General features: G+C 37.8%; 24 protein-coding genes. 9 read left to right on the top strand and 15 right to left on the bottom strand.

Going from position 1 to position 26,347, the window contains the following annotated elements:
- Position 1 precedes the first annotated feature (1 nt).
- Together H3R33_RS03335 and cysS are read right to left on the bottom strand one after the other, a co-directional pair.
- Positions 2-769, bottom strand: a complete 768-nt coding sequence (locus H3R33_RS03335; protein ID WP_196424250.1) for an RNA methyltransferase — start codon at positions 767-769, stop codon at positions 2-4.
- Positions 766-2,121 carry a cysteine--tRNA ligase gene (gene cysS / locus H3R33_RS03330; protein ID WP_198185378.1) on the bottom strand — a complete coding sequence of 452 codons (1,356 nt, stop codon included), beginning with the start codon at positions 2,119-2,121 and terminating at the stop codon, positions 766-768. The genes H3R33_RS03335 and cysS overlap by 4 nt, the downstream gene beginning before the upstream one ends.
- A gap of 92 nt (positions 2,122-2,213) precedes the next feature.
- Between cysS and H3R33_RS03325 the strand changes: the two genes are divergently transcribed.
- Complete coding sequence (locus H3R33_RS03325) at positions 2,214-3,593, top strand: MATE family efflux transporter (RefSeq protein ID WP_198185299.1); 1,380 nt, start codon at positions 2,214-2,216, stop codon at positions 3,591-3,593.
- Between the two features lie 7 nt (positions 3,594-3,600).
- Here the strand turns inward: H3R33_RS03325 and H3R33_RS03320 are convergent, their stop codons facing one another.
- From H3R33_RS03320 to H3R33_RS03295, 6 genes are all read right to left on the bottom strand, one after another.
- Positions 3,601-4,626 carry a lipid A deacylase LpxR family protein gene (locus H3R33_RS03320; RefSeq protein ID WP_198185298.1) on the bottom strand — a complete coding sequence of 342 codons (1,026 nt, stop codon included), beginning with the start codon at positions 4,624-4,626 and terminating at the stop codon, positions 3,601-3,603.
- A gap of 136 nt (positions 4,627-4,762) precedes the next feature.
- Complete coding sequence (gene dnaQ, locus H3R33_RS03315; RefSeq protein WP_155568149.1) at positions 4,763-5,458, bottom strand: DNA polymerase III subunit epsilon; 696 nt, start codon at positions 5,456-5,458, stop codon at positions 4,763-4,765.
- Positions 5,455-6,051 carry a dephospho-CoA kinase gene (gene coaE, locus H3R33_RS03310; RefSeq protein ID WP_198185297.1) on the bottom strand — a complete coding sequence of 199 codons (597 nt, stop codon included), beginning with the start codon at positions 6,049-6,051 and terminating at the stop codon, positions 5,455-5,457. Before coaE ends, dnaQ begins: the two co-directional genes overlap by 4 nt.
- Positions 6,052-6,060: 9 nt before the next feature.
- Entirely contained in the window at positions 6,061-6,900 is an 840-nt protein-coding gene (locus H3R33_RS03305; protein WP_198185377.1) for a shikimate dehydrogenase, read from the bottom strand.
- A complete protein-coding gene (locus H3R33_RS03300) occupies positions 6,897-7,685 on the bottom strand; it encodes an N-formylglutamate amidohydrolase (RefSeq protein ID WP_198185296.1) in 789 nt (262 codons plus the stop codon). The genes H3R33_RS03305 and H3R33_RS03300 overlap by 4 nt, the downstream gene beginning before the upstream one ends.
- A 28-nt stretch (positions 7,686-7,713) precedes the next feature.
- The gene (locus tag H3R33_RS03295) at positions 7,714-8,424 is read right to left on the bottom strand and encodes a JAB domain-containing protein (RefSeq protein WP_198194851.1); all 711 of its coding nucleotides are present in this window, start codon (positions 8,422-8,424) and stop codon (positions 7,714-7,716) included.
- Positions 8,425-8,507: 83 nt separating this feature from the next.
- Here H3R33_RS03295 and H3R33_RS03290 point away from each other — a divergent pair, with 83 nt between their 5' ends.
- From H3R33_RS03290 to H3R33_RS03260, 7 genes are all read left to right on the top strand, one after another.
- Entirely contained in the window at positions 8,508-10,721 is a 2,214-nt protein-coding gene (locus tag H3R33_RS03290; protein ID WP_198185294.1) for an ATP-dependent helicase, read from the top strand.
- Positions 10,718-11,623, top strand: a complete 906-nt coding sequence (locus H3R33_RS03285; RefSeq protein WP_198185293.1) for a 50S ribosomal protein L11 methyltransferase — start codon at positions 10,718-10,720, stop codon at positions 11,621-11,623. Before H3R33_RS03290 ends, H3R33_RS03285 begins: the two co-directional genes overlap by 4 nt.
- Positions 11,620-12,117, top strand: a complete 498-nt coding sequence (locus H3R33_RS03280) for a GNAT family N-acetyltransferase (RefSeq protein WP_110438061.1) — start codon at positions 11,620-11,622, stop codon at positions 12,115-12,117. The genes H3R33_RS03285 and H3R33_RS03280 overlap by 4 nt, the downstream gene beginning before the upstream one ends.
- Positions 12,118-12,148: 31 nt before the next feature.
- On the top strand, positions 12,149-13,906 hold the full coding sequence (locus tag H3R33_RS03275; RefSeq protein WP_198185292.1) for an aminopeptidase P family protein: 1,758 nt from the start codon (positions 12,149-12,151) through the stop codon (positions 13,904-13,906).
- A 96-nt stretch (positions 13,907-14,002) separates the two neighbouring features.
- Positions 14,003-15,031, top strand: a complete 1,029-nt coding sequence (locus tag H3R33_RS03270; protein ID WP_198185291.1) for an isocitrate/isopropylmalate dehydrogenase family protein — start codon at positions 14,003-14,005, stop codon at positions 15,029-15,031.
- 159 nt (positions 15,032-15,190) lie between these two features.
- Entirely contained in the window at positions 15,191-15,526 is a 336-nt protein-coding gene (locus H3R33_RS03265) for a DoxX family protein (protein WP_110438064.1), read from the top strand.
- An 81-nt stretch (positions 15,527-15,607) separates the two neighbouring features.
- The gene (locus H3R33_RS03260) at positions 15,608-16,624 is read left to right on the top strand and encodes a HoxN/HupN/NixA family nickel/cobalt transporter (RefSeq protein ID WP_198185290.1); all 1,017 of its coding nucleotides are present in this window, start codon (positions 15,608-15,610) and stop codon (positions 16,622-16,624) included.
- 7 nt (positions 16,625-16,631) lie between these two features.
- Here H3R33_RS03260 and H3R33_RS03255 read toward each other — a convergent pair whose 3' ends face one another.
- Entirely contained in the window at positions 16,632-17,096 is a 465-nt protein-coding gene (locus tag H3R33_RS03255) for a hypothetical protein (RefSeq protein ID WP_198185289.1), read from the bottom strand.
- A 29-nt stretch (positions 17,097-17,125) separates the two neighbouring features.
- Positions 17,126-17,797 carry a glycine zipper domain-containing protein gene (locus H3R33_RS03250; RefSeq protein ID WP_232342197.1) on the bottom strand — a complete coding sequence of 224 codons (672 nt, stop codon included), beginning with the start codon at positions 17,795-17,797 and terminating at the stop codon, positions 17,126-17,128.
- A 277-nt stretch (positions 17,798-18,074) separates the two neighbouring features.
- Here H3R33_RS03250 and H3R33_RS03245 point away from each other — a divergent pair, with 277 nt between their 5' ends.
- Positions 18,075-19,583, top strand: a complete 1,509-nt coding sequence (locus H3R33_RS03245; RefSeq protein WP_198185288.1) for a carboxylesterase/lipase family protein — start codon at positions 18,075-18,077, stop codon at positions 19,581-19,583.
- A gap of 78 nt (positions 19,584-19,661) precedes the next feature.
- On the opposite strand, the gene H3R33_RS03240 is transcribed toward H3R33_RS03245, so the two are convergent.
- Genes H3R33_RS03240 through H3R33_RS03220 form a run of 5 tightly spaced genes read right to left on the bottom strand, consistent with a single transcriptional unit; the run spans position 19,662 to position 26,346 of the window.
- Positions 19,662-21,236: an SUMF1/EgtB/PvdO family nonheme iron enzyme gene (locus tag H3R33_RS03240; RefSeq protein WP_198185287.1), complete on the bottom strand. Its 1,575-nt coding sequence runs from the start codon at positions 21,234-21,236 to the stop codon at positions 19,662-19,664.
- Positions 21,233-22,459 (bottom strand): ABC transporter permease, encoded by a 1,227-nt coding sequence (locus H3R33_RS03235; RefSeq protein ID WP_198185286.1) that lies wholly within the window; start codon positions 22,457-22,459, stop codon positions 21,233-21,235. The genes H3R33_RS03240 and H3R33_RS03235 overlap by 4 nt, the downstream gene beginning before the upstream one ends.
- A complete protein-coding gene (locus H3R33_RS03230; protein WP_198185285.1) occupies positions 22,452-23,162 on the bottom strand; it encodes an ABC transporter ATP-binding protein in 711 nt (236 codons plus the stop codon). The genes H3R33_RS03235 and H3R33_RS03230 overlap by 8 nt, the downstream gene beginning before the upstream one ends.
- Complete coding sequence (locus H3R33_RS03225) at positions 23,162-25,114, bottom strand: vWA domain-containing protein (RefSeq protein ID WP_347401042.1); 1,953 nt, start codon at positions 25,112-25,114, stop codon at positions 23,162-23,164. Before H3R33_RS03225 ends, H3R33_RS03230 begins: the two co-directional genes overlap by 1 nt.
- Positions 25,111-26,346, bottom strand: a complete 1,236-nt coding sequence (locus H3R33_RS03220; RefSeq protein ID WP_198185284.1) for a sel1 repeat family protein — start codon at positions 26,344-26,346, stop codon at positions 25,111-25,113. The genes H3R33_RS03225 and H3R33_RS03220 overlap by 4 nt, the downstream gene beginning before the upstream one ends.
- Between the last annotated feature and the right edge of the window lies 1 nt (position 26,347).

Below are 26,347 nucleotides of genomic sequence, written 5' to 3'. Positions count from 1 at the left end.
ATTATTTCATGGGGCCCTTAACCAATTCCGCCACAACACCATGAAGGGTTCGTAATTCCTGTTCTGTCACTTCCCCCCTTTGAAAAAGATGATACAGATTACGAATCATTCCTGGCCGTTTTTCCTGATTGCGTAGAAATCCACAATGATCAAGCTCCCTGATCAAATGATTCATAAAATTATTCAGCTCTCCTTTAGTAGCGATATGCGTTTTGTTAGTCTGCAACTGGCGCTCCGGTGTTTCTTCAGTGGACATCCACCACTCATAAGCCATAATCATAACCGCTTGTGATAAATTCAATGACATGAATCTTGGATCCAAGGGATAACGGATCCAATAATCAGTCTGAACAAAATCCTCATTTTCCAACCCGGTTCGCTCTGGCCCAAACAAAATACCGATTTTCAATCCACGATTGGTCATTTCCCGCATTTCACATGCGCCACCACGCGCCGTTAATAAAGGTTTGATAATTTGACGAGGTCTGGGACAGGTTGCAAAAACATGCTGTAAATCCGCAACAGCGGCTTCTACCGTATCGAAAACTTTTGTATGATCCAATAAACGGTCTGCACCAGATGCTGCTCTCCAGGCTTTTGGCTGTGGCCATCCATCTCGCGGGGCCACCAACCGCAAATGGAACAATCCCCCGTTCGCCATCGCTCGAGCTACACTGCCAATATTATCAGCAAGCTGTGGGCGAACCAAAATAACGACAGGTGTATTTCCAACTGGAATCAAATCAGCACCACCATCACGACCTGTCATATTTTTCTCCATGTCGTACCTTGTGGACTGTCTTCCAATAAGATACCCTGAGCTTTGAGCTGGTCACGTATTTTATCCGCCTTGATAAAATCTTTCGATTTTTTTGCATTATTTCTTTCTTGAATTAAGATCTTAATCTCATCTTCATTATCAATATCTTGAAACCATTGAGTTGGTAGACTATTAAACAAGCCAAGCTGTTGACCCGCTCGTTTCAATTTTAAGGCAGAATGTTCATCACCTTGTAAGGCTTTATCTGCAAGTTGATGCATAGATACCAAAGCTTGGGGTGTGTTTAAATCATTTGCCAAAGCATCCATGACTAATTCTGGTAAATCCATTTCTGAATTAAAATTCTGTTCATAAGGCAACAAGGCGCGATAGAAACGATCCATAACCTTTTTAGCATCTTTTAAGGCTTCATCAGTGAAATTCAAAACAGAACGGTAATGAGATTGCAATAATAATAACCGTAATGCTTCTGGATTATGCTTTGTCAATATTTCCCGTATTGTAAAAAAATTGCCCAGAGACTTGGACATTTTTTCACCATTTACCAACAGCATGGCATTATGTAGCCAATAATTGGCAAACTGACTGCCTGGAAAACAACATAGACTTTGTGCACATTCATTTTCGTGGTGGGGAAAAATCAGATCCTGACCACCGCCATGAATATCAAAATTTTCACCAAGGTAACGATGGGACATTGCAGAACATTCAATATGCCAGCCTGGCCTACCCTTTCCCCAGGGACTATCCCATCCTGGTTCATCCTCATTTGAAGGTTTCCATAACACAAAATCACCGGGATTTTTTTTGTAAGTCGCGATCTCAACTCTTGCCCCAGCCAGCAATTCATCTGGATTGCGGCCCGATAAACTCCCATATTTCTTGTATTGATGGACAGAGAAAAGAACATGACCATCAGCTTCATAGGCATATCCCTGACTGACAAGACTGATAATCATCTCTTGTATGTCTTCAATATGTTCTGTAGCTTTTGGTTCAATATCAGGGGGCAAGATAAACATTGAAGCCATATCTTTATGAAATTCTTCAATCGTTCGACAGGTCAATGCTTGAATAGATTCATGATTGGCTCTGGCACGGGCATTTATCTTATCATCAACATCCGTAATATTCCGTACATAAGTCACTTTAGGATAAATTTTCCGCAACAATCTTACCAAAATATCGGCTGTTAACATTGCACGCAAATTGCCAATATGCAAAAAATCGTATACTGTAGGGCCACAAAAATATAAACGGATATTTAAAGAATCTAATGGTTTAAAAGGTAAAATCTTATGATGACGACTGTCATATAGGGAAATTTCTGGCTTATTCATTGTTTTACCTTGTTCATATCCTGTATTCGATTGTGTCCAAACAACACTCAATAAATTAAATCTTTATTCTTTATTAGTCATAAATAAATATAATGCAACTTTCTCAACCAGCTTTTCTGAAAAAAGAACTTTCTGCGATCTTTTTTATTGCCATACCAATCGCATTTGCCCAACTATGTCAAATGGCTATGGGTGTAACCGATACGATTTTATTGGGAAAAGTCGATAAAGAAACCTTAGCAATCGGTGGATTTACAACACAGTTATTTTTTACTGTTTGTGTTGTTTTGCAATCGGCGTTGAGTTCAGCTGCAATTTTAATTGCTGAATATATAGGATCAAGAAAAATTTCACAGATATCCAAAATTTATTGGACAACCTATATATTTGGATTAATTCTCTGTATTCCCTGCTATTTTCTTTTGAAATCGACAAACTTTATATTGATGTGGACAGGTGAAAATCCTGATATGATTGCAAAATCCAGTCATTTTATGGATATTCTCTTATGGGGTATGCCCCCTGTTCTTGTTGGAACAGGTCTAATAAGAGTTGTTTTACCAGCTTTTAATGCCTCGAAAATTCTTTTGCAAATAACACCTTTAACAACAATTATCAATGCCTTGTTAAATGCAGCCTTTATTTATGGTTTATGGGGCGCCCCTAAAATGGGCTTGTATGGTTCAGCAATTGGCAGCACAATTACTTTGTGGGTTTCAACAATTTTATTTATTGGAGTAACACATTGCAAAAAGAATTTAAAACAATATCTTTATCCTTTTAAAATTGATTTGTCCTTGCTTTTACCCTTGATGCGTCTGGGGCTGCCCATCTGTGTCAGTTCAGCAGCTGAAATGCTTCTTTTCCTTGCAACTTCTTTCCGGGCAGGACTACTTGGAACCGATGCACTTGCCGCCCATCAAATTGCCAACAGCTTTGCCACTTTTACGTTCATGATACCCCTTGCCATTTCTCAGGCCGCCAATGTTCGGGTAAGTTATTGGGTTGGCGCTCAAAAACCTTTGTATGCAAAAAATTCAGGTTTTTTATCTATCGGTCTTGGTTCTGTTTTTATGGGGCTGATTGGTATAATCATTTTCATTTTCCCGAAAACCATTGTCAGTCTTTTTATTAATATTCATTCAGTCAGTAATCAATCAACAATTGAAATCGCGGTCGTTATATTGAAAATTGTTGCTCTTTTCCAGATTGTTGACGGTATGCAAGGCGTTGCGATGGGTGCATTACGCGGATTGAAAGATACCACAATCCCGATGATCTTTGCTTTGATAAGCTATTGGGTAATTGGATATACACTGAGTGGTTGGTTTGCATTTTCATTGAACTATAAAGCTCCAGGATTGTGGACAGGCATGGCTATTGGCCTTGCTGTTATTGCTGTATTGGCAACAGCACGTTTTTATTATCTTACCTATCGTCCAAGCAGAATAATGGAACGTGCCTTACGTTAGAGAAAAATCAAAATTTAAAGGATACGGAAACAGATCCATAATTAAATAATCCACTTTTTTGTCCCCTGAATTCTTGGGTCTGCCAAATTTGGGTATAAGCGATTTTATATCCTTTGATAATTAAAGCGGCCCCTGCAAGAATTTCGCCAACATCTGATCTTTTTGAAACATGTTGCGCATGTGATTTAGAGGGATCCCCTTGCAAAGTGGCATTATAGGCTACAGCCTGACCATCTACACCACCAAATAAATACCAGTTAACAAAACAGGTTCCAACATAGGCATCAGTACCGTCATTTCCCGAACCAATTCTTGCAGGTCCGAAATCACTTTCAAGACCCTGTCCAAAACGGAATAGGGAACCGATTTGCCCATAAATTCTATAAATCCCTATTGCACCATTAGCTGAAGGTAAGATATCAAAATCAACCGGTCCAGCATGCCCTGCGAGAAATCTCCATGTTCTACCCATTTGAACCTGAAAAACGGGCACACTCTTTAACTGGTTGTGCCAGCCACGGTTTTTGTGATCCCCAGTAATGGCATGAAAACCATTTTGAACCTGACGTCCCATAGCTCCGGGGCCTAAAACACCGGCTTGAATACCAAACACACTCCTCGTATCATCCGTGTCACTTATAAGATTAACGGTTGTTAATAAAACCCCAGCATAAGGTCGATCATAAGGCAATCTCTGGCTCGATTGAGTATCACGTGGTGTAAATATCGACTGCTGCAATCCCCAATGAATTCGTTGCATTCCCTTTCCCAAAAGAAACGTATTCATATCCGCAACAGGTTGAGGCAACGTGTCAGTAGGAGATGTCCACCCTATTCTAAGTCCGTTTGTATAATATTGATCAGACGTTCCTTTCAAGGTTGAGGCTGCATCATTTTCCCATTGTATTGTTAGGGTATTATATGGATCTTGTTTTGGTGTTGAAAAAGAAGAATGAGAATAGAATAAACCCATTGAACAGATGGAAAAACATGATAATAAATTTGTTAATGACAAATAATCCCGTTTGCCCATTTTCAACCTTTTGACTCTAAATATTCTATTTAACCTAAACTTATAAAATCAAAAAACAAAATTTGAATATAGTATATTAAAATAAAAGATTATTTTCTTAATATGCAACCTATTCACAAATTAAATTATTGAATAATCAATTTTTATCCATAAAATGATTCCATAAGGCATTTGGTATTTTCTCATTCAAAAATTCCTTGTGAATCTTCAATTCTTTTTCAGTAGCTTTCATGAAAACGGGTTGATGAATATGATTTTTTTTATAGGTTTTTCTTATTTTTTCCTTTGTTTGATTATCAAAGCTCAATCCTCTCTGACGGCCTCCCGTAAGCTGAATATACACCTCTGACAATAATTTACAGTCCAACAACGCGTTATGTGTTGTGCGTTCTGACAAATCTATTGAAAACCGTCGACATAATGCATCCAGGCTATTTGGCGAGGATGGATATTGAGCGCGGGCAATTTGTAAGGTATCAACCATTCTGTCCAGTAATAATGTTGGACGATTGATATATTTCAGTTCTGAATTTACAAATTTAAAATCAAACGGTGCATTATGCGCGATCAGGGGATCATTTTGAATAAAATTCAGAAACTCGTCAGCAATATCCTTGAATTTTGGCTTACCTTGCAGATCTTCAATTGTAAATCCATGAATTCGTGTTGCCTCAACAGGAATATCTCGCTCTGGATCAATCAAAACATGATAAAAATTATCTGTTGGCAAATCATTGATTAACTCTATTGCGGCAATTTCTATAATTCGATCGCCATTATCTGGATTGACACCTGTTGTCTCTGTATCAAAAAGGACAGACCTTTTTTTCATAATTGATCTTTCTTCATTAATATAGCCAAGCGCTTTACCTGAATGTAAGTATATGCCCTATTCAATCCTGTTTGAATAACCCTATCCGCCCATTGACATTTCAAACTATTGGGAAGCTGATGGGAAATAAGTATTTCAGCCTGTTTCCATGAAATTCCACCTCGATTGATAATGCGTATTTTTTGAATTTGCTTTGGTGCATTAACCAAAAGAGTTTTGGTGCATACTTGATCTATCTTTTTTTCGAACAATAAGGGAATATCCAATACACACCATAATTTTCTTTTTCCCTGCCAAAATTGGATGAATTTTTTTCGTTCCATATCAACCAATGGAAGAATAATGTTTTCAATTTTTTTTAGATTATTCCGATCCTGTGAAATTAATTTCCTCAAATAGGATCGATCAAGTATATTGTCATGCACTGACCCGGGAAAAGCTTTGGCAAGAAATGGTAAAGCTTTACCATCAGATCCCTGTAATTGATGCACAACATGGTCAGCATCAAAAACTGGGAAACCCTCTTTACGCAACTGGGAACATACCGTGGTTTTACCCATACCCATTCCACCTGTTACGCCCAATATCTTCATAATGAAATATTATTCTCTAATTGTTTTGGCAACATATTCGATTGTCTCGGAATCAACCTTGGGATCCACTCCAAACCATTCGCGAAAACCGAAACGGGCCTGGTGAAGCAGCATCCCCAATCCTTCAATGGTCTTCAAATTGAATTCTTTTGCCACTTTTAACAGAGGGGTTAAACGAGGAACATAGACAATATCCGTAACAACCAAACCTGATTTTGCTTTGGATAGATCAAAATTAAAACTTTCTTTCCCTTCCATTCCCAAAGAGGTTGTATTTACCAGTAAGTCATATTGACCCAATAAAGATGTCCAGGTATCCCATGCGATGACATTACCTGTCCCAAGATCTTGAGCAAGCTGCAATGCCCTGGAATTTGTGCGATTTGCTATTGTAATCTTCGCTTTCTCATGGGCAAGCGATGAAATAACCGAACGTGCAGCCCCACCTGCTCCAAGTATTAGTACATTACAATTTTTAATTCTGATGTTATGATCTCTAAGGGATTCTATAAAACCAGCACCATCTGTAGAAGTGCCAAATATCTTACCGTCATTTTTAAAAGTCAAGGTATTGACAGAACCTATTTTCCTTGCGATTTCATCAACCTCATCACAACATGAAAAGGCAATTTCTTTATTGGGGATGGTTATATTGCATCCTTTAAACCCCGAAGCTGACAGGCCAATTATGACTTTTTTGAAATTTTCAGGCTTAACGGCCAGAGGAATGTAAACCCCGTCAATTCCATACCGATTCAACCAAAAATTATGAAGCAGGGGAGATCGGGAATGTTTAACTGGCCACCCAAGAACCGCAGCCACTTTAGCCTTTCCTGTTATAATATTCATCGTTTTCCGTATTCCTGTAAAGTCAGTGGCAATAAGTAAGTCAGACGATCCGCCCATTCCCTTTGCTGTATTTCCGATCTTATTAAATCCTGTCGAATCTCCAGTTCCAAATATGGCAATTTTCTTCCAAACGCATGACAAGGAACAGAATAATCATTCTTCTCATTTAATCGATAGGGTTCGTTATCTCCAATTGGAAATTCATAATATTGCTCAAGATATTTTTTGAATATTAATCCGAATTCCGGATAACGATCATGCAAAATACCCGCATGCCAAGGTCTTTCAATATTATCCATTTGAGGTGTAAAGCTGTGCAGCGCTATTAAACAGGTTGAAATCTGCGCATTTTGTCGACGTTCAATATCCTGTTCAATACAAGCATGATAGGAATTGTAAATTGATGAAACACGTGATTTTTTTTCCTCATCAGACAAATCAAGATTACCTTTTATAACTGTTTTATCGCTAATTTCAATAATCAGGTTTTCATGTTTTGGATTTCTGTTGCAATCAATGACAAGTCTTGAATAGTTTTGAAGAATTAACGTGGCATTTAATTTTTTTGCAAGTTTTTTCCCTACCCCTTTTATTCCAATATCAAAAGCAATATGTCGCTCAAGATCATTTGGCTCCAATCCAAGGTTATTTAGTTTTTCAGGAATGAATTTCCCTGCATGATCACAAATAATCAAAAAGGGTGAAATCGAATGTCGGTTTATCATATTCACAGGATCAGGATCATTGACTGATAAAATACTGGATGATTTTGATTTGTAAAACATAAACGCAGTCAGTTTGTTGGGTTCTGGATTATTTTAATATACTAACATAATGATGATTAACACAAAATAAATGTTCACTGAGATTTAAATCAAAAAAACCAACCTTTGATTGCAACATTTTGGAGAATTGTTCAATCTGATATTTCATATCAGGAGTTATTTCGTCATTAACATAATGTACCAATACAATTTGAGTCGCATCATTTTCAATTGCTTTCTTTAGTATAGACGCAACAGAATTTTTTGATGGATACACCATAAAATATTCTTTGATGAAGTTATATTGACTGTTTAAATAAATTATCCTCAAGGATTTAAGATTGATTTTATCCTGTTTTGGAAAGTTTTTTTCCAAAAAAACAACCATTTCATTCAATCGTTTAAAACTTGTTGGCACAATTAAATCAGACATGCATAGACGCAAAGCCACCAATTGAATGAATTGTATCAATTCAGTAAATCTCTTACTGTATATGATCTGATCAATACAATCTGTATTTGCTTTGATAACATGCCTCAAAGAACCATGCTGGTTAATCAACTGTTTTGCCAAAGGTTTTGTATCCTTTCTGGGAATGACTGAATATAACAGCATTTCAAGGATCTCGTAATCTTCGAGAACATCTGTTCCCCTGGATAAAATTTTTGAACGCATACGGTTGCGATGTCCCCTACCGTCCAAATTTTTAAAAGGTTTGCTTCCTTTATCATTCGAGGGTAAAGAAGAATTATGATCCATTAATATGTTCAACCTGTTATCATTTGATTTCATCAATCACCTTATCAACAATATTGAAAATTAATTCAATCCTGTAAAGCGTAATGACCCAATATCTAAGCCAACTTAACGAAACGCAAAAAAAAGCTGTTGAAACAACAGAAGGTCCTATTCTAGTGCTGGCTGGTGCCGGAACCGGTAAAACTCGTGTTTTAACATCACGTTTTGCCCATATTCTCCTTTCAGGAAAAGCGTATCCCAATCAGATTTTAGCGGTGACTTTTACCAATAAAGCTTCAAGAGAAATGAGCGAAAGAATTGCCAGCCTTATAAATAAGCCAGTCGAGGGATTATGGTTGGGAAGTTTTCATAAAATATGTGCAAGGATGTTAAGGCAAAATGCTACACTTGTCGGATTAACCTCTAATTTCACCATTCTGGACACAGATGATCAATTACGCCTAATCAAGCAAATTACCCCCGCTTATTCAATCGACACAAAAAGAGTATCCCCACAGTTAATTCTTGGTACAATCCAGTTCTGGAAAGACAAGGGTTACTCACCGGATAATTTGCCTAATGATGAAATAAATAAATCCGGAAATTCCCTAATCAAGACAATTTATGCCCATTATCAAAAACGCCTGCGGGAAATTAACGCATGTGATTTTGGCGATCTTATGCTGCACATGTTTAATATTTTTAGCCAGCATCAACATATCTTGGAAAAATATCAGCGTTATTTTACGTATATTATGGTTGATGAATATCAAGACACCAATATGATACAATATTTGTGGTTAAAATTATTAGCCCAAAAAAATGGACAAGAAGCCAATATTTGCTGTGTGGGAGATGACGATCAATCCATTTATTCCTGGCGTGGGGCAGATATAACCAATATTTTGAGATTTGAAAGGGATTTTCCAGGGGCTAAAATTATCCGTTTGGAAAATAATTATCGTTCAACCTCCTCTATCCTTGGTGCTGCGTCAGGCTTGATATCATTTAACTCGCAGCGATTGGGAAAAACTCTTCACGCTGCCAATGCCACCGTTGAAGGAGAAAAAGTTAAAATTCTCTCAACCTATGATTCCGATGAAGAGGCAAGAATCATTTGTAAAAATATTATTGATTTTCACAAAAAGAAACAACATTTTGGCGATATGGCAATCCTGATGCGTACCAGTTCCCAAACCCGTCCTTTTGAGGAATGCATGATTAAATTGGGAATACCCTATAAAATCATTAGCGGGGTAAGGTTTTACGAACGTGCTGAAATACGCGATGTCATCGCTTACATGCGTATTGTCGCCCAGCCGTCAGATGATTTGGCATTTGAAAGAATCATTAATGTTCCGAAACGCGGGATTGGCAAAGCCGCCCTTCAGAAATTGCATCTGCTTTCCCGAGAGTCCAATATTTCCCTAACGATGGCAGCACAGCAAGCATTAAATCAGGAAATAATCAGGGGTAAGGTAGCGAGTGAACTGAATCAACTGATGCTTCAACTTGAAATGGCAAGATCCACGAGTGAAAAAGATGGTCATCTAAAGGCGATTGATAACCTGATTCATCAGTGCGGCTATATTGAGATGTGGCAGCAAAACAATTCTGTTGAATCAGAAGGCAGACTTGAAAACATCAGGGAACTTTTCCGGGCGATGTCCGAGTTTCAATCTTTGAATGAATTCTTGGAACATATCTCTCTTATAATGGATAATGATGAACTGAGTGGAGATGACAAGGTCAATTTAATGACACTTCACGCCGCCAAGGGCCTTGAATTTGATACTGTTTTTTTGCCGGGATGGGAGGAAGGCCTTTTTCCCTCACAACGCACACTTGATGAAAATGGATTGAATGGCTTGGAAGAGGAAAGACGTTTGGCCTATGTTGGCATTACCCGTGCCAGGCGAAATCTGGTGATATCCTATGCCGCAAACCGCCAGATTTATGGAAACTGGCAATCAGCAATTCCCAGCCGTTTCATTGAAGAATTACCCAGCCAGTTTATTGTAAATCCGTCAATCAGAATCAATAGAAACAATAGTAATCCAAATTATTTTGATAATTTGAATTTTGGAAAAAAACAGAAAGGAACCCGAGACACCATTTCTTTTGGAAATATTTTTACACCGAATAAACAACGTCAAAATTTGCCAAAATCAAAAAATATTCCTGTAGGTGCCCGTGTGTTTCATCAAAAATTCGGTTATGGAACTGTATTAAAGACTGAACAGAATAAACTTGAAATCAATTTCGATAAAACCGGAATTAAAAACGTTATAGACAGCTTTGTGACGGAAACATCATGACATTAAAAACTAAACGGCATGCCAATGCGCTTGAAACCATTTCACTAATTGTTCCAGAAAAACATATTGAAATATTTGAACAGGCCCTGAACACGGTTTGCCCGACCGTAGGGATATTTGAGGAAAATGAAGACAAGAATCTTTGGCGATTGGAGGGAATCAAGGATACAGGCTATGGAGATAAAGAGCTTAACAATGCAATTACGTTAGCAGGCGGCCTTACCCAGTTCTTTCCAGAAATCCAAAAACATTCCACTGAAACAGAAGGATGGCTTGCAAAAACCTATGAATCTTTTCCTGCACAAAAAGTGGGTAATATGTTCATTATTCGTGGCACGCATTTGAACGATCCAATCTCTTCTTCACGTGTTGTTTTAACCCTTGATGCAGGTGTGGCTTTTGGATCTGGTGAACATGGTTCAACTCGTGGATGTCTAATTGCCCTTGAAAAGATCGCTTATAAAAATCCTCGTAAAATTCTTGATCTTGGATGTGGTTCAGGAATTTTGGCAATGGCTGCAGCTGCCTTATTCCACAAAAAGGTTCTGGCTGTTGATATTGAACCATGGTCCGTTCGAGCTGCCCGAGAAAATGTTAAAAGAAACAAACTGGGGAATTTCGTCCATTGTGAGGTTGGTAATGGTTGGCTGACACCTTCAATTCGAAAGCAAGCCCCATATGATCTTGTTTTTGCCAATATTCTTGCACGTCCCTTATGTAAAATGGCCAGAAATCTAGCCAGAAATTTACAACCTGAAGGTATAGCAATATTATCGGGTCTACTTGTATCCCAAACAGCAATGGTATTGTCCGCACATCAAAAACAGGGTCTGAAGCTTGAAGACAAAGTTACACAGGGACATTGGGCGACATTAATTCTTAAAAAACCGAGAGAAAAATGATTCAAATCCGCCATGCATTAATTACGGATCTTAACAGTATCCTCCAGATCGTTAATCGAGAGATTATTTATGGAACGGCTTTCTGGATGACAAAAGTCCGCACCTATGATGAACAGCTAGTATGGTTCGAAAACCATGAAAAAGAGGGATTCCCGATTTTTGTTGCCGTCAATGAACAGCAAAAAATCCTCGGTTTTGCCACATATGGACATTTCAGGGCCTATGACGGGTATAAACATACTGTTGAGCATTCGGTTTATCTGATTCCGGAAGCCCAGGGTCAAGGACTTGGCAAAAAACTGATGAAGCATCTTGTGAATTATGCCTCCCAAAATAATGTGCATGTCATGGTCGCTGCCATAACCGCCAATAACCAGGCCTCGATACGATTACATGAATGGTTCGGATTCAAACATGCAGGTATCTTACCGCAAACAGGAATAAAATTTGAAAAATGGCTGGATCTATTGTTCATGTACAAAATAATAAATTAAGATCATTAATAACCTTGAATAAAATCATCTTATGCAACATACAGAAAAACTGTCTTCGCTACGTTCCATACTAAAAAAAGATCATCTTGACGGATTTATAATCAATCGCGGGGATGAATTTCTCAATGAATATGTCGCTCCTTATGCCGAACGCCTTGCGTGGTTGACTGGATTTACGGGAAGTGCAGGCATGGCTATTGTATTACCGGATAATGCTGCTGTATTTTCAGATGGACGCTATATTCTTCAAATGCAACAGCAGCTTGACCAAGAATTATGGGAATATCACCATATTTCCCATAAATCACCTCTTGCATGGATCTTAGATCACAATCATCTGCAAAAATTAAAATTAGGATATGACCCAAGATTAATGAGTCAAAAAAACTTGGAATCACTACAAAATAATAAAATAATACTTGTTCCAATCACTGATAATCCAATAGACACAATTTGGCTGGATCAACCAGGCTATCCTAATCAACCTATTGAACCTCATCCTCTGGAATTTTCTGGTTTATCGCATCATAATAAAATCGAAAAATTGCAAAAAGAACTACTTTTCAACAATGAAGATGCATTTATATTTTGTGATCCAGCCTCTATATGCTGGCTTCTTAATATTCGTGGTTCCGATGTTCCATATAGCCCTATCCCGCTTGTTTTTGCAATTTTATATAGAGATCATGTATGTTTATATGCAGATCAGGAACAATATTCCGAAACACTGTCAGATTTTCTCGGTCACACTGTAAAATTATGTTCACGAAATGATATATATTCAGATTTAAGAAAAATCACATCTTTTGTCATAGGATTGGATAGAAATCAGACACCGATAGGATTTATTCAACTTCTAGAAAAACAAGAAATATCAATTCATTATCGTACAAATCCCATTCTGTTGCCCAAGTCATGCAAAAATCAAGTTGAACAAAAAGGTGCCATAAATGCCCATATCAGGGACGGTATTGCAATGTGCCGTTTTTTATTCTGGCTTGAGAAACATGGTATTGATAAATCCGAAACTGTAGTGGCAGAAAAACTCAACCAGTTCAGAATAGAAACCGGGGGAAAATTTTACAAAGAGGAGAGTTTTCCCGCAATCTCTGCCATCGGTTCCAACGGCGCGATTGTCCATTACCAAGCAACAAAAACAAACCACTCGATTATAAGGAAAAATCAGCTTTACCTTATTGACAGTGGCGGGCAGTACAAAGACGGAACCACAGATATCACCCGCACCATTTGGATGGGAAAAAATTTTGCCCCCTCCTCAATTCGTGAACAGGCAACAATGGTTCTAAAAGGCCATATCGCACTTTCATCAGCCATTTTTCCAATTGGAACAACAGGGAGTCAACTTGACGTATTGGCACGTTACGCTTTATGGCAGAACGGTTTGAATTATGATCACGGAACTGGTCATGGTGTGGGAAGTTATCTTTCCGTACATGAAGGTCCCTGTCGAATATCATCACAACCCTTTCCTATTTCCCTAAAAGAAGGAATGATTCTTTCCAATGAACCAGGATACTATCTTGCTGGACATCATGGTATCCGTCTTGAAAACCTTTTACTTGTTTGCAAGGCCCCTTATGATAACTTTTTGAAATTTAAACCCTTAACGCTTGTCCCTTTTGACTGGAAAATCATAAATTCAACTTTGTTAACCCCACAGGAAAAAAATTGGTTAAACAATTATCATAAACAAATTACCGATTTGATCTATCCTCATCTGAATAAAAACGAGCAAACATGGCTCATGAAAATGTGCACGTTCATTTGATAGTTGATGCCTTTATTAACCCCGAGATCGATGATAAAAAATATATGAAATTAACATAGATTTAATTTTTATTTAGAATCATTCAAAGGTACAATCATGTCAAATCTATCTCTAATTCCAGCCACCCTTATCCCAGGCGATGGAATAGGTCCCGAAATTGTTGGTGCAACTATCGAAATTCTCGATGCCATTCAGGCACCATTCAAATGGGACAGACAACTTGCGGGCATGGCTGGCGTGGATGCATCAGGCGATCCATTACCTCAGTCAACAATCGAGAGTATTCACAAAACTGGCCTGGTATTGAAAGGACCCCTGACAACACCTGTAGGTAAAGGTTACCGTTCAATCAATGTTACCCTGCGCAGGGAATTCGGACTTTATGCAAATGTTCGTCCCACCAAAACTCTTATTAAGGGTGGCAGATTTGATAATATTGACATTGTTGTAGTACGTGAAAATCTCGAAGGTTTTTATGCCGCCATGGAAAATCATATCCCTGTTGATAATGATCTGAAAGCTATCGCTACATGTGCAGGTTACACCTCACGTAAAGAATGCCGGAGAATTGTTAAATTTGCCTTTGATTATGCAGTGCAAAACAATCGTAAAAAGGTTACACTTGTTCACAAGGCCAATATTCTTAAAGAATTATGCGGTCTGTTTCTTGAAGAGGGTCGCAAGGTTGCCAAGGAATACGAAGGCAAAATTGCCTGTGAGGAACGTATTGTTGATGCCTGTTCGATGGAACTGGTTATAAAACCCGAAACCTACGATGTAATCGTTACAACCAATCTCTTCGGGGATATTCTATCAGACCTGACATCAGGTTTAACAGGTGGACTGGGTCTTGCACCAGGCGCTAATATCGGTGAAAAAGCGGCAATGTTTGAGGCTGTTCATGGTTCCGCTCCAGATATAGCAGGTAAAAACTGCGCCAATCCTATCGCTGTGTTGAGAGCCGCAGCCTTAATGCTGAAACATGTTAAACGTGATGATCTTGCAAAAAGAATTGATAAGGCAATTCATAAGGTTGTTGTCGAGGATAAAATCAGAACCCGTGACCTGGGAGGTAATGTAACGACAAAAGAAATTACGGCGGCATTAAAACAAGCTGTAGCTTAATTTATCATAATCTTCGATTTATATAGATTTTCTTACAGGCATTTTGTAAAATATATTTACAGTTTTAAATAAGTTCATTTCAAATTTATTTACTTAATTTCTTGGAATGGTAATTGTTACACTTATTTACAAAATATTCATATTTAGGAGATTATAATTATGGCTAAATGTTGCAAAAAAATCTTTAAAACCCTTGTTGGTTTGGGATTTGCTGCATGTGGAACAAGCAAGGTTTTAGGCGCTAGCATCCAAGAAAAAAGATTTTCTGAAATGAATTGGTCTCAAACCAATATGAAAATAGTTGGTGGCCTTGAAGTTGCTGGGGCATCAATGCTTTTATGCAAAAAAACCTCTAAATTGGGCGCTCTTACCCTATTGGCAGCTGCAACATGCATGTTTGCTGCAGGTCTGAAACATAAAAGAAAACAGGATCTCGCTCTTGATGGCGTTGGTATCTTTGCCGCTCTCTCGCTTTTACGGTGTAAAAAAAATTAAAATCTGAATCTTAATGCCCCTTTTATTTAAGGTTAAATTACTTTAATAAAAGGGGCTTTAATGTATATCTCAAGGATTTTGATGCGAATTTCTCCTAAACGTCCGATAAAATCAGTCATTTCCATTTATTTTTTCTTGATACTTGCAAATATACTTGCATGGATTTGGGCGCTGAAATCATTTTACCAATCACCACTTCTTCTCAACACAGCATTTTTGGCTTGGGTATTCGGTTTACGTCATGCAGTGGATGCAGACCACATTGCTGCCATTGATAATGTTGTCAGACAATTTACCCAACATAAAAAACCTTCCCTTGCCACTGGATTATGGTTTGCTCTTGGTCATTCAAGTATAGTTATTCTTTTTTGTCTGCTCGTTGCAGTTTTTGCCAATCGGTTCAAAACACAAATTGATGAATTCCAATTAATTGGTGGCACCCTAGCGACTTTGGTATCCGGCAGTTTCTTGTTGATCATAGCATTTATCAATTTTTTTATATTTTTGAAAATTTGGAAAATATTCAAAGATTTTCGTGCAAATAAATCCTATTCAATCGAGGATATGGATAATATACTCGCTTCAAGAGGATTTTTATCGAGAATTTTAAAACCCGCCTTTCGCATGGTGTCCAAGGAATGGCATATGTTACCATTGGGTTTTCTTTTCGGTTTGGGATTCGATACCGCAACCGAGATCGGTTTATTGGGAATTGCCGCCATACAGGCAGCTAAAGGCATGGCCACGTGGGATATTATGGTTTTTCCGCTTTTATTTACTTGCGGAATGACCTTGATTGACACTACAGACAGTATTGTTATGACAGGTGCCTATAATTGGGCATTTAAAGAACCACTAAGGAAATTATGGTATAATCTAACCATGACTGGCCTTTCAATCTTTATCGCGACTGTCATTGGTGGAATTGAAATTCTAGGGTTGTTACAGGAAAAATTCAAGCTTTCCGGATTTTTTTGGGATCAAGTTCAAGAATTACAAGAAAATCTTGGGTCAGCAGGTTTCATAATTATCAGTATATTTATACTCTGCTGGATCTCATCCTTTACAATATTTCATAAATTTAGGAAAGCTACCTAATTATTCATTACATTTTACCCAAGATTGCTGACAGAGCATTTAGATCCTTTTGTGAAGGATCATCATTTACCCTGGATCTTCTTGCATTGTAATTATCGAGCAATTTTTGTTTCTGATTTAACTGCTGTTGCGTCAAACTATGATTCGCTCGAGCATCCTGCAATTTTTTCCGTACAGCCCAAGCCTGATTATCTATTTGAGTCAATTGATTGCGTCTTTGTTCTAACCTGGACTGCAATTCAATGGATTGTGAATGAGCCTGAGCCGCATTTTGTTGCTGATTTACCGCATTTTGCTGTTCATATTGCAATTGATTATTCAAATTCTGGGAGCGTTTATTATAACCACTACCAACGGAACATCCCAATCCGCTAAAAAAATTTGTTTTATCAGGATCACAACTTTGAGGATTGGAACAGTTTGTCAATATCATGAATGAAGTTAAGGGTATGATAAATTGATAGAATTTCATTAATAAATCCTTTTGAAAATTTATTTTAATCAACCTGCAGGTTGATTGTTCATGCCATTCACTAAAATATTCTCGGCATATTTTAAACGGCTAACTGCTGCATCTGTTGATTGTGCTTCCTGCTCAAAACGATTATCATGAGCTATCTGAGCGTATTGGTGCATTTGTTCACTTTGTTTAGAATAATAATTTATCTTATTGTTTAATTGGGCTTTTTGATTATTAAAATGAGATAATTGTTGTTTATATTGTCTAACAGTAATTTTTTTTGACGCTATCTGTTTATTAAGGTTTGCCAGTTGTCTCTGTAACTGAGTAACCTGCAGCGATGCCTGTTGCGCGTCATTACTTGCATTCAAGGCTATCTGATGAGCGGCGGCAATTTGTTTGTTTAATTGATCTTCCTGTAACTGCTGATTTTCTGTACGATGTGCAACAGCATATCCAGCACCGGTTCCCAATGCCGCTCCACTTAATGAACCAATCAAAGCCCCCTTACCATGACCAGCCAAACCTCCCACCAAAGCCCCAAGAGCTGCACCGCTCAATGCTCCTGTCCCAAGCGTTTGATTGAATTGGGAATTTCTTTGCATTTGTCGATTTTGTTCGGGAGATAGATTTGGATTATAGGCAGGTGTACATGCCATTAATGAAAAACAGGAACAGCCAATAATAATTTTAGTAAAATAGGATCTGGACATACGTTACCTTAATATTTTATTAAATACAAAAAATCTAAACCAAATGGGTTCATGATCCAATCCTTTAATAAATTTTGGAATCACGATAATTGTTGTAAGGTGATAATTATATCATAAAAGAGATATTTATTTATACTATTTGAGTTAACTGACCTATAAACATTCAGATTTGTTCATTTCATATAAAAGTACAATACGCATGTATGAATACCCTTTTTTAAAAAAAGTAATATTTCAATTTTTTTTCACATTTTTATTATCTTTGGCACTTATTACAATGACTTCAGCATCAACATCACATCCTTTTATTGAATTAAATAATCAAGGAAAACTTCAGGGATATTTTGATAACCAACTAGCTATTTTCAAAGGGATTCCATATGCCACGCCTCCTGTTCGTTCATTCAGGTGGTTTCCCCCACAGCCTGTTCAGCCTTGGCAGGGAATCAAAACAACCACTGAATATGGACCAAATTGCAGTCAGTATCCCAATCGATGGGATAAGAAAGAAACCTTTCCTATAACAAGCGAGGATTGTTTATATCTTAATATCTGGATGCCAAAATCCTTTTTTGGAAAAAACGAAACCCAAAAAAAATATCCTGTAATGGTCTGGATTCATGGCGGTGGTTTTGTGTCCGGCGGAAGTAATCAGGAAATCTTCGATGGCAGTTCAATGGCAAATGAAGGGGTTATAGTTGTCACTTTCAATTATAGACTTGGACGTTTTGGTTTTTTTGCACGTCCGGACTTGCAGCAAGAAAATGAGGAGAACAAATGGGCAAACTATGGAATTATGGACCAAATTGCAGCTTTACAATGGGTACAGAAAAATATTTCCTCTTTTGGGGGGGATAGCGATAATATCACCTTATTTGGCGAATCTGCCGGCGGCGCCTCAATTATATCCCTAATGACCATTTCAGAGGCAAAAGGTTTATTTAATAAGGCCATTATTCAATCTGGAACAGGGCATTCACGCTTTTTCCCACCCAGAACCATTGATGACGCAGAAAAAACAGGCCTAAATTTCGCAAAAAAAAATAATATCCAAAACGATGAATATGCTTTGGAAAATTTACGTAAGCTACCTGCTGAAACCATTGTCGATAAATTGAATTTAGATGATCTACAACCTGACTATTTTTCAGGATTGGTTATTGATGGTATCATGTTGAAGCAATCCCTTGATAGTGCTTTTGAAAAAGGTGATTTTTACCCTGTTCCTACATTAATCGGTGATACGAGTGGTGATGGTTTTATGATTAACCAATCCGGTTTGAAAGATTTGGCAGAAAAGCTGGGAATGAATATAAAGGATCTCAATAAAATTTATAATCCGGATGGAAAACTATCCGAAACCAGAATTTTGCATCAATTTATGGCCGATATTCAAATTCTTGAACCGACCCGGTTATTGACACAACAAATTGCCAGTAAAAATGTTCCTGTCTATCGCTATCGTTTTTCCTATATTACCAGTTCGGCCCGTCCTTATACTTCCTATGGGGCACCACATGCATCAGAATTACCCTATGTTTTTGGAACGTTGAACAAAGTCTACTCATCCTTGACACCTCAAGATAATGCCATGTCAGAAGCAATAAAAAAATATTGGGTCAATTTTGCAAAATATTCAAAACCTAAAGTAGACGGATTATCGGAATTTTCCGAATTTAAAATTCATCCTGATAAATTACTCAATTTTTCAACAACCGGTATCAATTTTGAAACTGATCCATTTCAATCGAGATTGGATTATATTGAAAATGCATTAAAAAAATAAAAAAATCCTGACTAAGAGATCAAATCTATATTGTCTCATGATTCTCTTTCGAAGTCTGTAACAGTAAGTTTATGGACTTCAATTATTGTTTTTATTATTGATGTTCACAGAATCTCTTGCCTGATTAGACTGAATATTTTTCATATCTTGCAGAACATATACATTTGTCCACTTACTTTTTGGTAAAGAGAGCAATACCTGTATTCGATTGGCAAAAAATGCCAGATTATTGAGTTTTCTAGCTTTATATGCTGTTTCAATCATGGTGAATTGTTTTTTTCTATCAATAATCGATGATGAATCTGCTATTTTACGGATAGTTTCCAAATACCCGTCAATTGAATTATTTAAGATTTGTTTATGATTGATAATGTTTGATTTTATATCGTTTTTTTGTTTTTGGCTCAACATATTCAAAAGCGATAATTCCTTTTCCAAAATCAATATTGTATGTTGATTCTCCCAAATATTTAGTGCCAGAGCGGATGCCGCTTCAATTTGGGCACGCATGGTTGCCGCCAAGAAATCATTACGAGCTCTGGCATCCTGATCCAGTTGTGTTGATATCTGTTCAAGTCCGGCCTTTAAGGATGCCTCTGTTGTCTGTTTCTTCAGCTTATCAATCAGCTGATGCGTATTGGCTGTCATTTTTTGGGATTTTTGTAATAATTGATCAAACTCAGATGAAGCCTGATTGGTTTCTTGCAGGCTACCCAATGTAGGTGCGGAAATAACAACTCTAAAACCCATGGTTGCGAGATGTGTCGGTTGATTGGTATTTTGATCATATAAAGGGATCTCCTCACGTAATGCCGTATTGAGATCCGATGGATTAAATGTATAATTTCCACCTTTTACAATTATTCCACCTGTTAGTCCATGCTGACGTCCCACACGATTCAAATGATAATAATCCTGCATCATTTGACCCACTTCTCCCAACATATCATATAACCCCAAAGGATTTGGTTTCATGCTACCTACCGTTTGAACCTGACCATTTGCCAGTTCCGATCCAGACATAACATATTCTTCAATTCCTTCTGGCATTGGCCATGTTGGTGCAAGAAAATCCGTTCCGCTAACCTTGTTGCCTCCCTGAGCAGCATAATACCATTCCGCTTCTGTAGGTAAACGGATATAACCATATTTATTACCACGTTTTGGCAATGAATTTTTAGCATGTTGCAATAGCCAAACAGACCATTTTTCCGCAAAATTTTCAGCCTCAAACCATGAAATATTATTGACTGCTTTCTGTCCTGACTGATCGGGTTGTTTGCATGAATCCTGATCTAGAATGGCATCATATTGATTTCTTGTAACGTCATATTTCCCAATATAATAGAAATTACTTCCATTCACCCCGCTAGAAAATGGTGCTGCAAGCTGCGCTTGCCTTATATAATCGCTATAACCTTGCTGGGTTTCAGATTGTCCTATCTGAATTGGTAAATCATCCAAAACTCCACCTTCTGTCGGCACTTCAACCTTACGAAAAACCATTTTACCTCCACAAGGCAATGGCAAGACAAAATCATCCTTCATTGGATGGATATCTATAAATTTACTTGGCCATGATGCGTTTATTGCTTTTGAAATAGTAGGAAAAAATCCAATACCAAGTCCAATAATCAAAACAATTTGTTTCATAAAGCAATTACCCCTTCCCATGGCTGTATTTTGGCTGCTCTCTTTCCCGATAAAAAACTGATTATTAAACTTGCCCCAAAGGTTAAACAGATAGTTGCCAAAATCAATTCCTTATTCAACAAAAATAAAACATGATTTTGTGGTAGAATATTTTTAAATAAATGATTGATCAGTTCTCCTGCTCCTATCGCGGCAACGAACGAGATCGCCAGACCGCAAAATGCAAGAATAAAAGATTGAAAAAGTGGAAAAAAAATTAAATCCAATGAACAAAACCCAGAATAGCGCAATAAAGCCAGAGATCTGTGTTTACGTTCGGTATTTGCCCAAAGGCCAGATCCCAATGAAATACATAAACCGCCCCCTCCTAATGACGCAATTAAGATGAAAAGATATTGCAAGTGTTGTGTTAACGATAATAATCCAGAAACATCTCCTGCTCTTGATATGATATCTATATTGTTATTACGTAGATTCCTGTCTAATTTTGGCACATCAGTCAAATTTTTGGCATATAACCGGAAACCAGAATACACGATATTTGGCGGTATTTTGAAATTATTAACTTGAACGGGCCAGTTTTCAATACCATCCTGATAGGTTTCCACTGCAACAGCCAATGACAAGGATACAAAGGCGCAATCCTTATCTGTAACGGAGGGTGGCAATACAGATACGACTTTCAAAGGAAAATTTACTTGCTGTTTAGTATTATGAAATATTCTTTCAAGAATGGCATTTACTTGGTCTCCCTCATGAATATGCAAATAGCTGGCCGCTGAGGCTGATAAAAAAATTTCATCATTTTCTTGTATAAAAGCAGAAATATTACCTAACAAGGGGTCACCTTTGGCTGAAGGTACTAACATGATATGCCTGCCATCACCATTATTCTTGTCAGCCATATTTTCCATAAACAAACTTGCTGCCAATGTACGGGTTCGAGGCATGATAAATGCAATATCGTTATTTGAATTAATGTTCTTTATATCACCAAGGGAAAAACTACGATTGGATATTGTGACTATTTCCCTGACATGAGGATCTTCAAGCAATGATTGCCTAATACTGGTTAATACACCACTTCTTAATCCGGCAATGACAATTAAAGGGGCCAAAACCGCGACAATGCCCAGAATATGGCATAATGATAAAATTGGTTCATTTTTCAAGTCTTTCCAGGCAAGTTTAGCGGATAAAAATAAATGCAGATTTTTATGCATGGATCCGTAACCGAGTTATTTTCGTTTCATTGTCAATATAACACGCCATCTCCTTTAAACCATATTGTAACGCCCTTTTAACATCATGTGAGGTCATGATTAAAACGGATCCAGCCTCTGTTACTGTCTCAACCAATAAATGTAAAATTTCGTCGGCTAGAGTGGGATGAACAGAAGCCGTGGGTTCATCCGCCAAAACAATCATGGGCCTATTGATTAATGCTCTTGCAACAGCCACCCTTTGACGCTGGCCAACAGATACCTGACATGGCTTTTTAAATAAAATTGGTCCAATTTCAAGAAAGGTAATCAACTGATCAAACCAGATTTTGTTCTTTTTTCCAATAATCGATAAGGGTAGAGTTATATTTTCCTTTACAGTTATAAAAGGAATTAGACCCGCTGTTTGCGGAACAAAACCAAAATATGCTGACCTTAAATGAGCCAATTGATCCTGCCTGTAATTATTCCATAATTTTAAAATATTATTTTGTTCAAAATAGAAATTACGTCCTTTTGTCGGTTTCAAGGATAAGGATAACATTCCCAATATCGTACTTTTACCACATCCTGAAGGACCAGAAATGAGTATACGATCACCATGTTTAATTTCTGCATGATCAATATTGATTTTGATACCGTCAGAAAATTCATATGCAACATTATCAAGAAAAATAAAGGGATTTCCCGAAAATTCTCTCATCAAGGCAAGGCTTCCAAGGGAACAGGATAAACCGCTTCACCAGGATCTTTGCTTCCAGTTAACTGTACCCAAAGATCAGGATGAGACTCATATTCCTGATAAAGTCGTAAACGGCTTTCAACATTATTCAGAACTGTTCTTTGCGCAATTGCTCCCATTGCCAGCCAATCCTGTTCCGAAATGTTCATGATATCCGACTTATAAGGTAAACCTTGCAAATATTCTCCCAGTAATCCGCCAATATTTTTAGATTGGGAAATTTTTTGCGGATCACGGGCTGCTGTTGCAAAGGCTGAACGAAGTTGGGTAAAAAACGTCTGTGGTTCGGTTCTTCCCGCTAATCCTGTTTTCAAGATGATCTGTAAGGATTGGGCTAAATCTGACAACTGGTTTTTGGTTAAGAGAACACGTACTTCAATGGCCTTTTTAACTGGATTAGTCAAATCCCGATCTGTTGTATAACTTGAAATCACATCAGGAACGGAAGTATTTTCCTCCTTACCCATATAGGCAAGACGCATAGCCTGGCTGACAACTTTGATTTGATCCTCTGCTTTTTTAGATTGAGCATTTTTCTTTGACGGATTCAATCCTGCTATAGGTCTACCTGTTGTATCCGCCACCTGTTGCAATAATGCCATTGTGAGGGTCTGAATCACTTCTGAAAAAGCCTCTGGTGTCCCCCCCCTAACAGGAAAATATAAGGATCCAGCCGTACCAAACTGACTTAGCTTTCTATATTGGCTTGTGGCCCTGGTATGATTATTGACTTTCTGACCTGCAGGCGTTAATAAATGAACAACAAATACAGCAACACCTTTTGATTCAGCAAGCTGTTTGATTTCTTCAATTCCCAGTTTAGTTATACTGTGAGGATCATTTGCCTCCCTTGCACCTGCATCCGTCACCAGAATAATATATTTACCAGCTGATTGATTCCAGTCAATTTCATCAAGTGCGGTTTTAATTCCAGCGATAGCATCCTCGTCAAAAGATTTTGACGAAACTTTTGCATCATGAACAGAAGCTATGGCATTGTTAACACTATCCACAGGTTGCTTGAAATCAGGTCTTGCAAAAACCTTTGTTTCATATTCCAGTGACGGATTATCTTTTAAACTGTCCCGAAAGGCAACCAATCCAAAACGAAAATTATTTTTAACCGCTGTATTTTTTATTGAATTAATCAATGATTTAACCGCTGCCTGAGTTTGTTCAATATAGGGTTCCATACTTACAGTCGTATCCATAACAAACACCAAACTGGCCTTGAAATTCCTCAAATTCGCTGGCGATGAATCAGGGTTGCTTTTTTGTGACGGAGCGGAAACGACATGAAGCAAACGTAATGGAGGACCACTTGGACGATCTATCTGCTGGGCATCAAGAATTGGCAGCAAATAGAAATTATGAGTGATATCTACATATGTTTCAGGTTCCATGGCTATCACCGGACCAGGATTACCGGCCAGCGCATTTTTTGCTAATTCCTTGGCTTTATCCCCACCAGATTGATCCAGCAATATCTGTTTTTCATCCTGCTCATTTTTCATGAACAATGAACGCTCGCGTCCAGCCGGATTGGTAAAGGCACCAACCATTGTATGCGCCCAGTTAATTACTTTATCAGCTGGCACCCAGCCTACAATATGACCCTGGGTATCGCTTCCAACCTGCAACCAATCTTCATTTCCCTGTATATCTTTCTGACGTTTATAAACATAAAAAACCTTGAAGCCCTCAATCGGTTTCGCATTCTGATTTGAGGGTGAATCTGATAAGACAACACCAGGTCTAGTTATGATTTTTTGATAAAGATTATGTTTTCCTTCCATAAGCAATGGTGTGGAGGATGGGGAAACAGCAGGATCAGCAAAAATAACTGAGGAACTTTCTATTGCTGAAAAATACAATAGCGAAAGAATTAATGATTTATTCAGAATTTTTCTCACTGCCAAAAATCCTTTAACGTAAGACGAGCCATTTCATCCCCAGTTTCAGCTTTTTTACTTAACCAGTCGTACAATGCCTGACGTGGGGCAACAACTTCTCGAGAGCCTTTTTGGGCAGCCATCTGGAAATATCGTGCCGCTTCACGCATATCAGGACTGGGAATGGGACCATCCACCTTGAAATTTACAGGACTGTAAAGTAAACCCAACTTGACCATTGCTTCACTTTCCCCCTTGGATGCTGCATTTTCCAGTAACAAAATTCCATCATCAGCCTGCTTATTTTCTAACCGCCTTTCCCCCTCTTTAGTAATAGCCAATGTGCTGGGTGCTTTGCTAAGAACATCCTGTAATGGCATTACTTCCAAATTTTCCGCCTTGTTTTGGGAATTGGATTTGGTTGATTCAGGAAAAGATTGCTTCTGGGAATTTTCAGATTGTTTTCCATCATCATTATTCTTTTTATCATTACTCTGTTTTATTACAGGTTTGTTTTCTAAAGTTTTTTCCTTAACAGAAGGATTTTTATTGGGAACATGATGTTTTTTTATATAAATTCCTGTTCCAATGCTGAATAACGACAAAAGACCCAAACCTGATCCTAAAATTATCCAGGGTAGTTTGCTTCTGGTCTTGTTTGATTCTCCATGCAGATTTTCACTATTCAATAAATCCTCTTTCTGTGGAAAAACGGAGCGTTTCTTTTGTATCTCTGGATTTATAACCGGTAAATCAGGTTTGTTTTCATTCTGATTAACTCGATTATTTTCAGTATCCATTACAACAGTTTCTATATCCGGTTCAGCTCCCGATTGATCCAGGGAAACAGTGGGTTCTTCTTGTTGCCCATTTATTTTATTAACTATTTCTAAATTTTCTTTCTCTTTCCCGGGACTGCTGACATCATCTATTTTTTTATTTTCAACAACTTTTCTGGAAACACTTCGTTTGCCGATAATGGGAGGCCAGATTACGGTTTGGACAAGATCCAGTTCCGGAACCTTGATCTGGCATGGGCTCCCCGCCTCCAGTAAATCACATAAACGGTCAGCTTCAATAAATAAAACTAGATCATTTCCTTGTTGTTCCTGACGTATAACCTTTTGAACAGGAATTGAGGGAAATTGTGGAAACGTAATATTAAAATTCTGTCCCTTCAAATCTGCCTTACTTATTACGGTAATAGCGGCTTCACCTGGTCCTGATGCTGAAATTTTTAATACCGAATTCATT

Source organism: Commensalibacter sp. B14384M2, from assembly GCF_016101865.1.
In the GTDB taxonomy this organism is placed as follows: domain Bacteria; phylum Pseudomonadota; class Alphaproteobacteria; order Acetobacterales; family Acetobacteraceae; genus Commensalibacter; species Commensalibacter melissae.
The sequence above is the reverse complement of the archived record's forward strand: the minus strand, read 5'-3'. Positions and strand labels throughout refer to the sequence as shown.

What these genes read in the sequence shown, in the direction of transcription:
- H3R33_RS03335 (WP_196424250.1), bottom strand. Translation starts at nt 769, where the DNA reads ATGACAGGTCGTGATGGTGGTGCTGATTTGATTCCAGTTGGAAATACA.
- cysS (WP_198185378.1), bottom strand. Translation starts at nt 2,121, where the DNA reads ATGAATAAGCCAGAAATTTCCCTATATGACAGTCGTCATCATAAGATT.
- H3R33_RS03325 (WP_198185299.1), top strand. Translation starts at nt 2,214, where the DNA reads ATGCAACTTTCTCAACCAGCTTTTCTGAAAAAAGAACTTTCTGCGATC.
- H3R33_RS03320 (WP_198185298.1), bottom strand. Translation starts at nt 4,626, where the DNA reads ATGGGCAAACGGGATTATTTGTCATTAACAAATTTATTATCATGTTTT.
- dnaQ (WP_155568149.1), bottom strand. Translation starts at nt 5,458, where the DNA reads ATGAAAAAAAGGTCTGTCCTTTTTGATACAGAGACAACAGGTGTCAAT.
- coaE (WP_198185297.1), bottom strand. Translation starts at nt 6,051, where the DNA reads ATGAAGATATTGGGCGTAACAGGTGGAATGGGTATGGGTAAAACCACG.
- H3R33_RS03305 (WP_198185377.1), bottom strand. Translation starts at nt 6,900, where the DNA reads ATGAATATTATAACAGGAAAGGCTAAAGTGGCTGCGGTTCTTGGGTGG.
- H3R33_RS03300 (WP_198185296.1), bottom strand. Translation starts at nt 7,685, where the DNA reads ATGTTTTACAAATCAAAATCATCCAGTATTTTATCAGTCAATGATCCT.
- H3R33_RS03295 (WP_198194851.1), bottom strand. Translation starts at nt 8,424, where the DNA reads ATGGATCATAATTCTTCTTTACCCTCGAATGATAAAGGAAGCAAACCT.
- H3R33_RS03290 (WP_198185294.1), top strand. Translation starts at nt 8,508, where the DNA reads ATGACCCAATATCTAAGCCAACTTAACGAAACGCAAAAAAAAGCTGTT.
- H3R33_RS03285 (WP_198185293.1), top strand. Translation starts at nt 10,718, where the DNA reads ATGACATTAAAAACTAAACGGCATGCCAATGCGCTTGAAACCATTTCA.
- H3R33_RS03280 (WP_110438061.1), top strand. Translation starts at nt 11,620, where the DNA reads ATGATTCAAATCCGCCATGCATTAATTACGGATCTTAACAGTATCCTC.
- H3R33_RS03275 (WP_198185292.1), top strand. Translation starts at nt 12,149, where the DNA reads ATGCAACATACAGAAAAACTGTCTTCGCTACGTTCCATACTAAAAAAA.
- H3R33_RS03270 (WP_198185291.1), top strand. Translation starts at nt 14,003, where the DNA reads ATGTCAAATCTATCTCTAATTCCAGCCACCCTTATCCCAGGCGATGGA.
- H3R33_RS03265 (WP_110438064.1), top strand. Translation starts at nt 15,191, where the DNA reads ATGGCTAAATGTTGCAAAAAAATCTTTAAAACCCTTGTTGGTTTGGGA.
- H3R33_RS03260 (WP_198185290.1), top strand. Translation starts at nt 15,608, where the DNA reads ATGCGAATTTCTCCTAAACGTCCGATAAAATCAGTCATTTCCATTTAT.
- H3R33_RS03255 (WP_198185289.1), bottom strand. Translation starts at nt 17,096, where the DNA reads ATGAAATTCTATCAATTTATCATACCCTTAACTTCATTCATGATATTG.
- H3R33_RS03250 (WP_232342197.1), bottom strand. Translation starts at nt 17,797, where the DNA reads ATGTCCAGATCCTATTTTACTAAAATTATTATTGGCTGTTCCTGTTTT.
- H3R33_RS03245 (WP_198185288.1), top strand. Translation starts at nt 18,075, where the DNA reads ATGACTTCAGCATCAACATCACATCCTTTTATTGAATTAAATAATCAA.
- H3R33_RS03240 (WP_198185287.1), bottom strand. Translation starts at nt 21,236, where the DNA reads ATGAAACAAATTGTTTTGATTATTGGACTTGGTATTGGATTTTTTCCT.
- H3R33_RS03235 (WP_198185286.1), bottom strand. Translation starts at nt 22,459, where the DNA reads ATGCATAAAAATCTGCATTTATTTTTATCCGCTAAACTTGCCTGGAAA.
- H3R33_RS03230 (WP_198185285.1), bottom strand. Translation starts at nt 23,162, where the DNA reads ATGAGAGAATTTTCGGGAAATCCCTTTATTTTTCTTGATAATGTTGCA.
- H3R33_RS03220 (WP_198185284.1), bottom strand. Translation starts at nt 26,346, where the DNA reads ATGAATTCGGTATTAAAAATTTCAGCATCAGGACCAGGTGAAGCCGCT.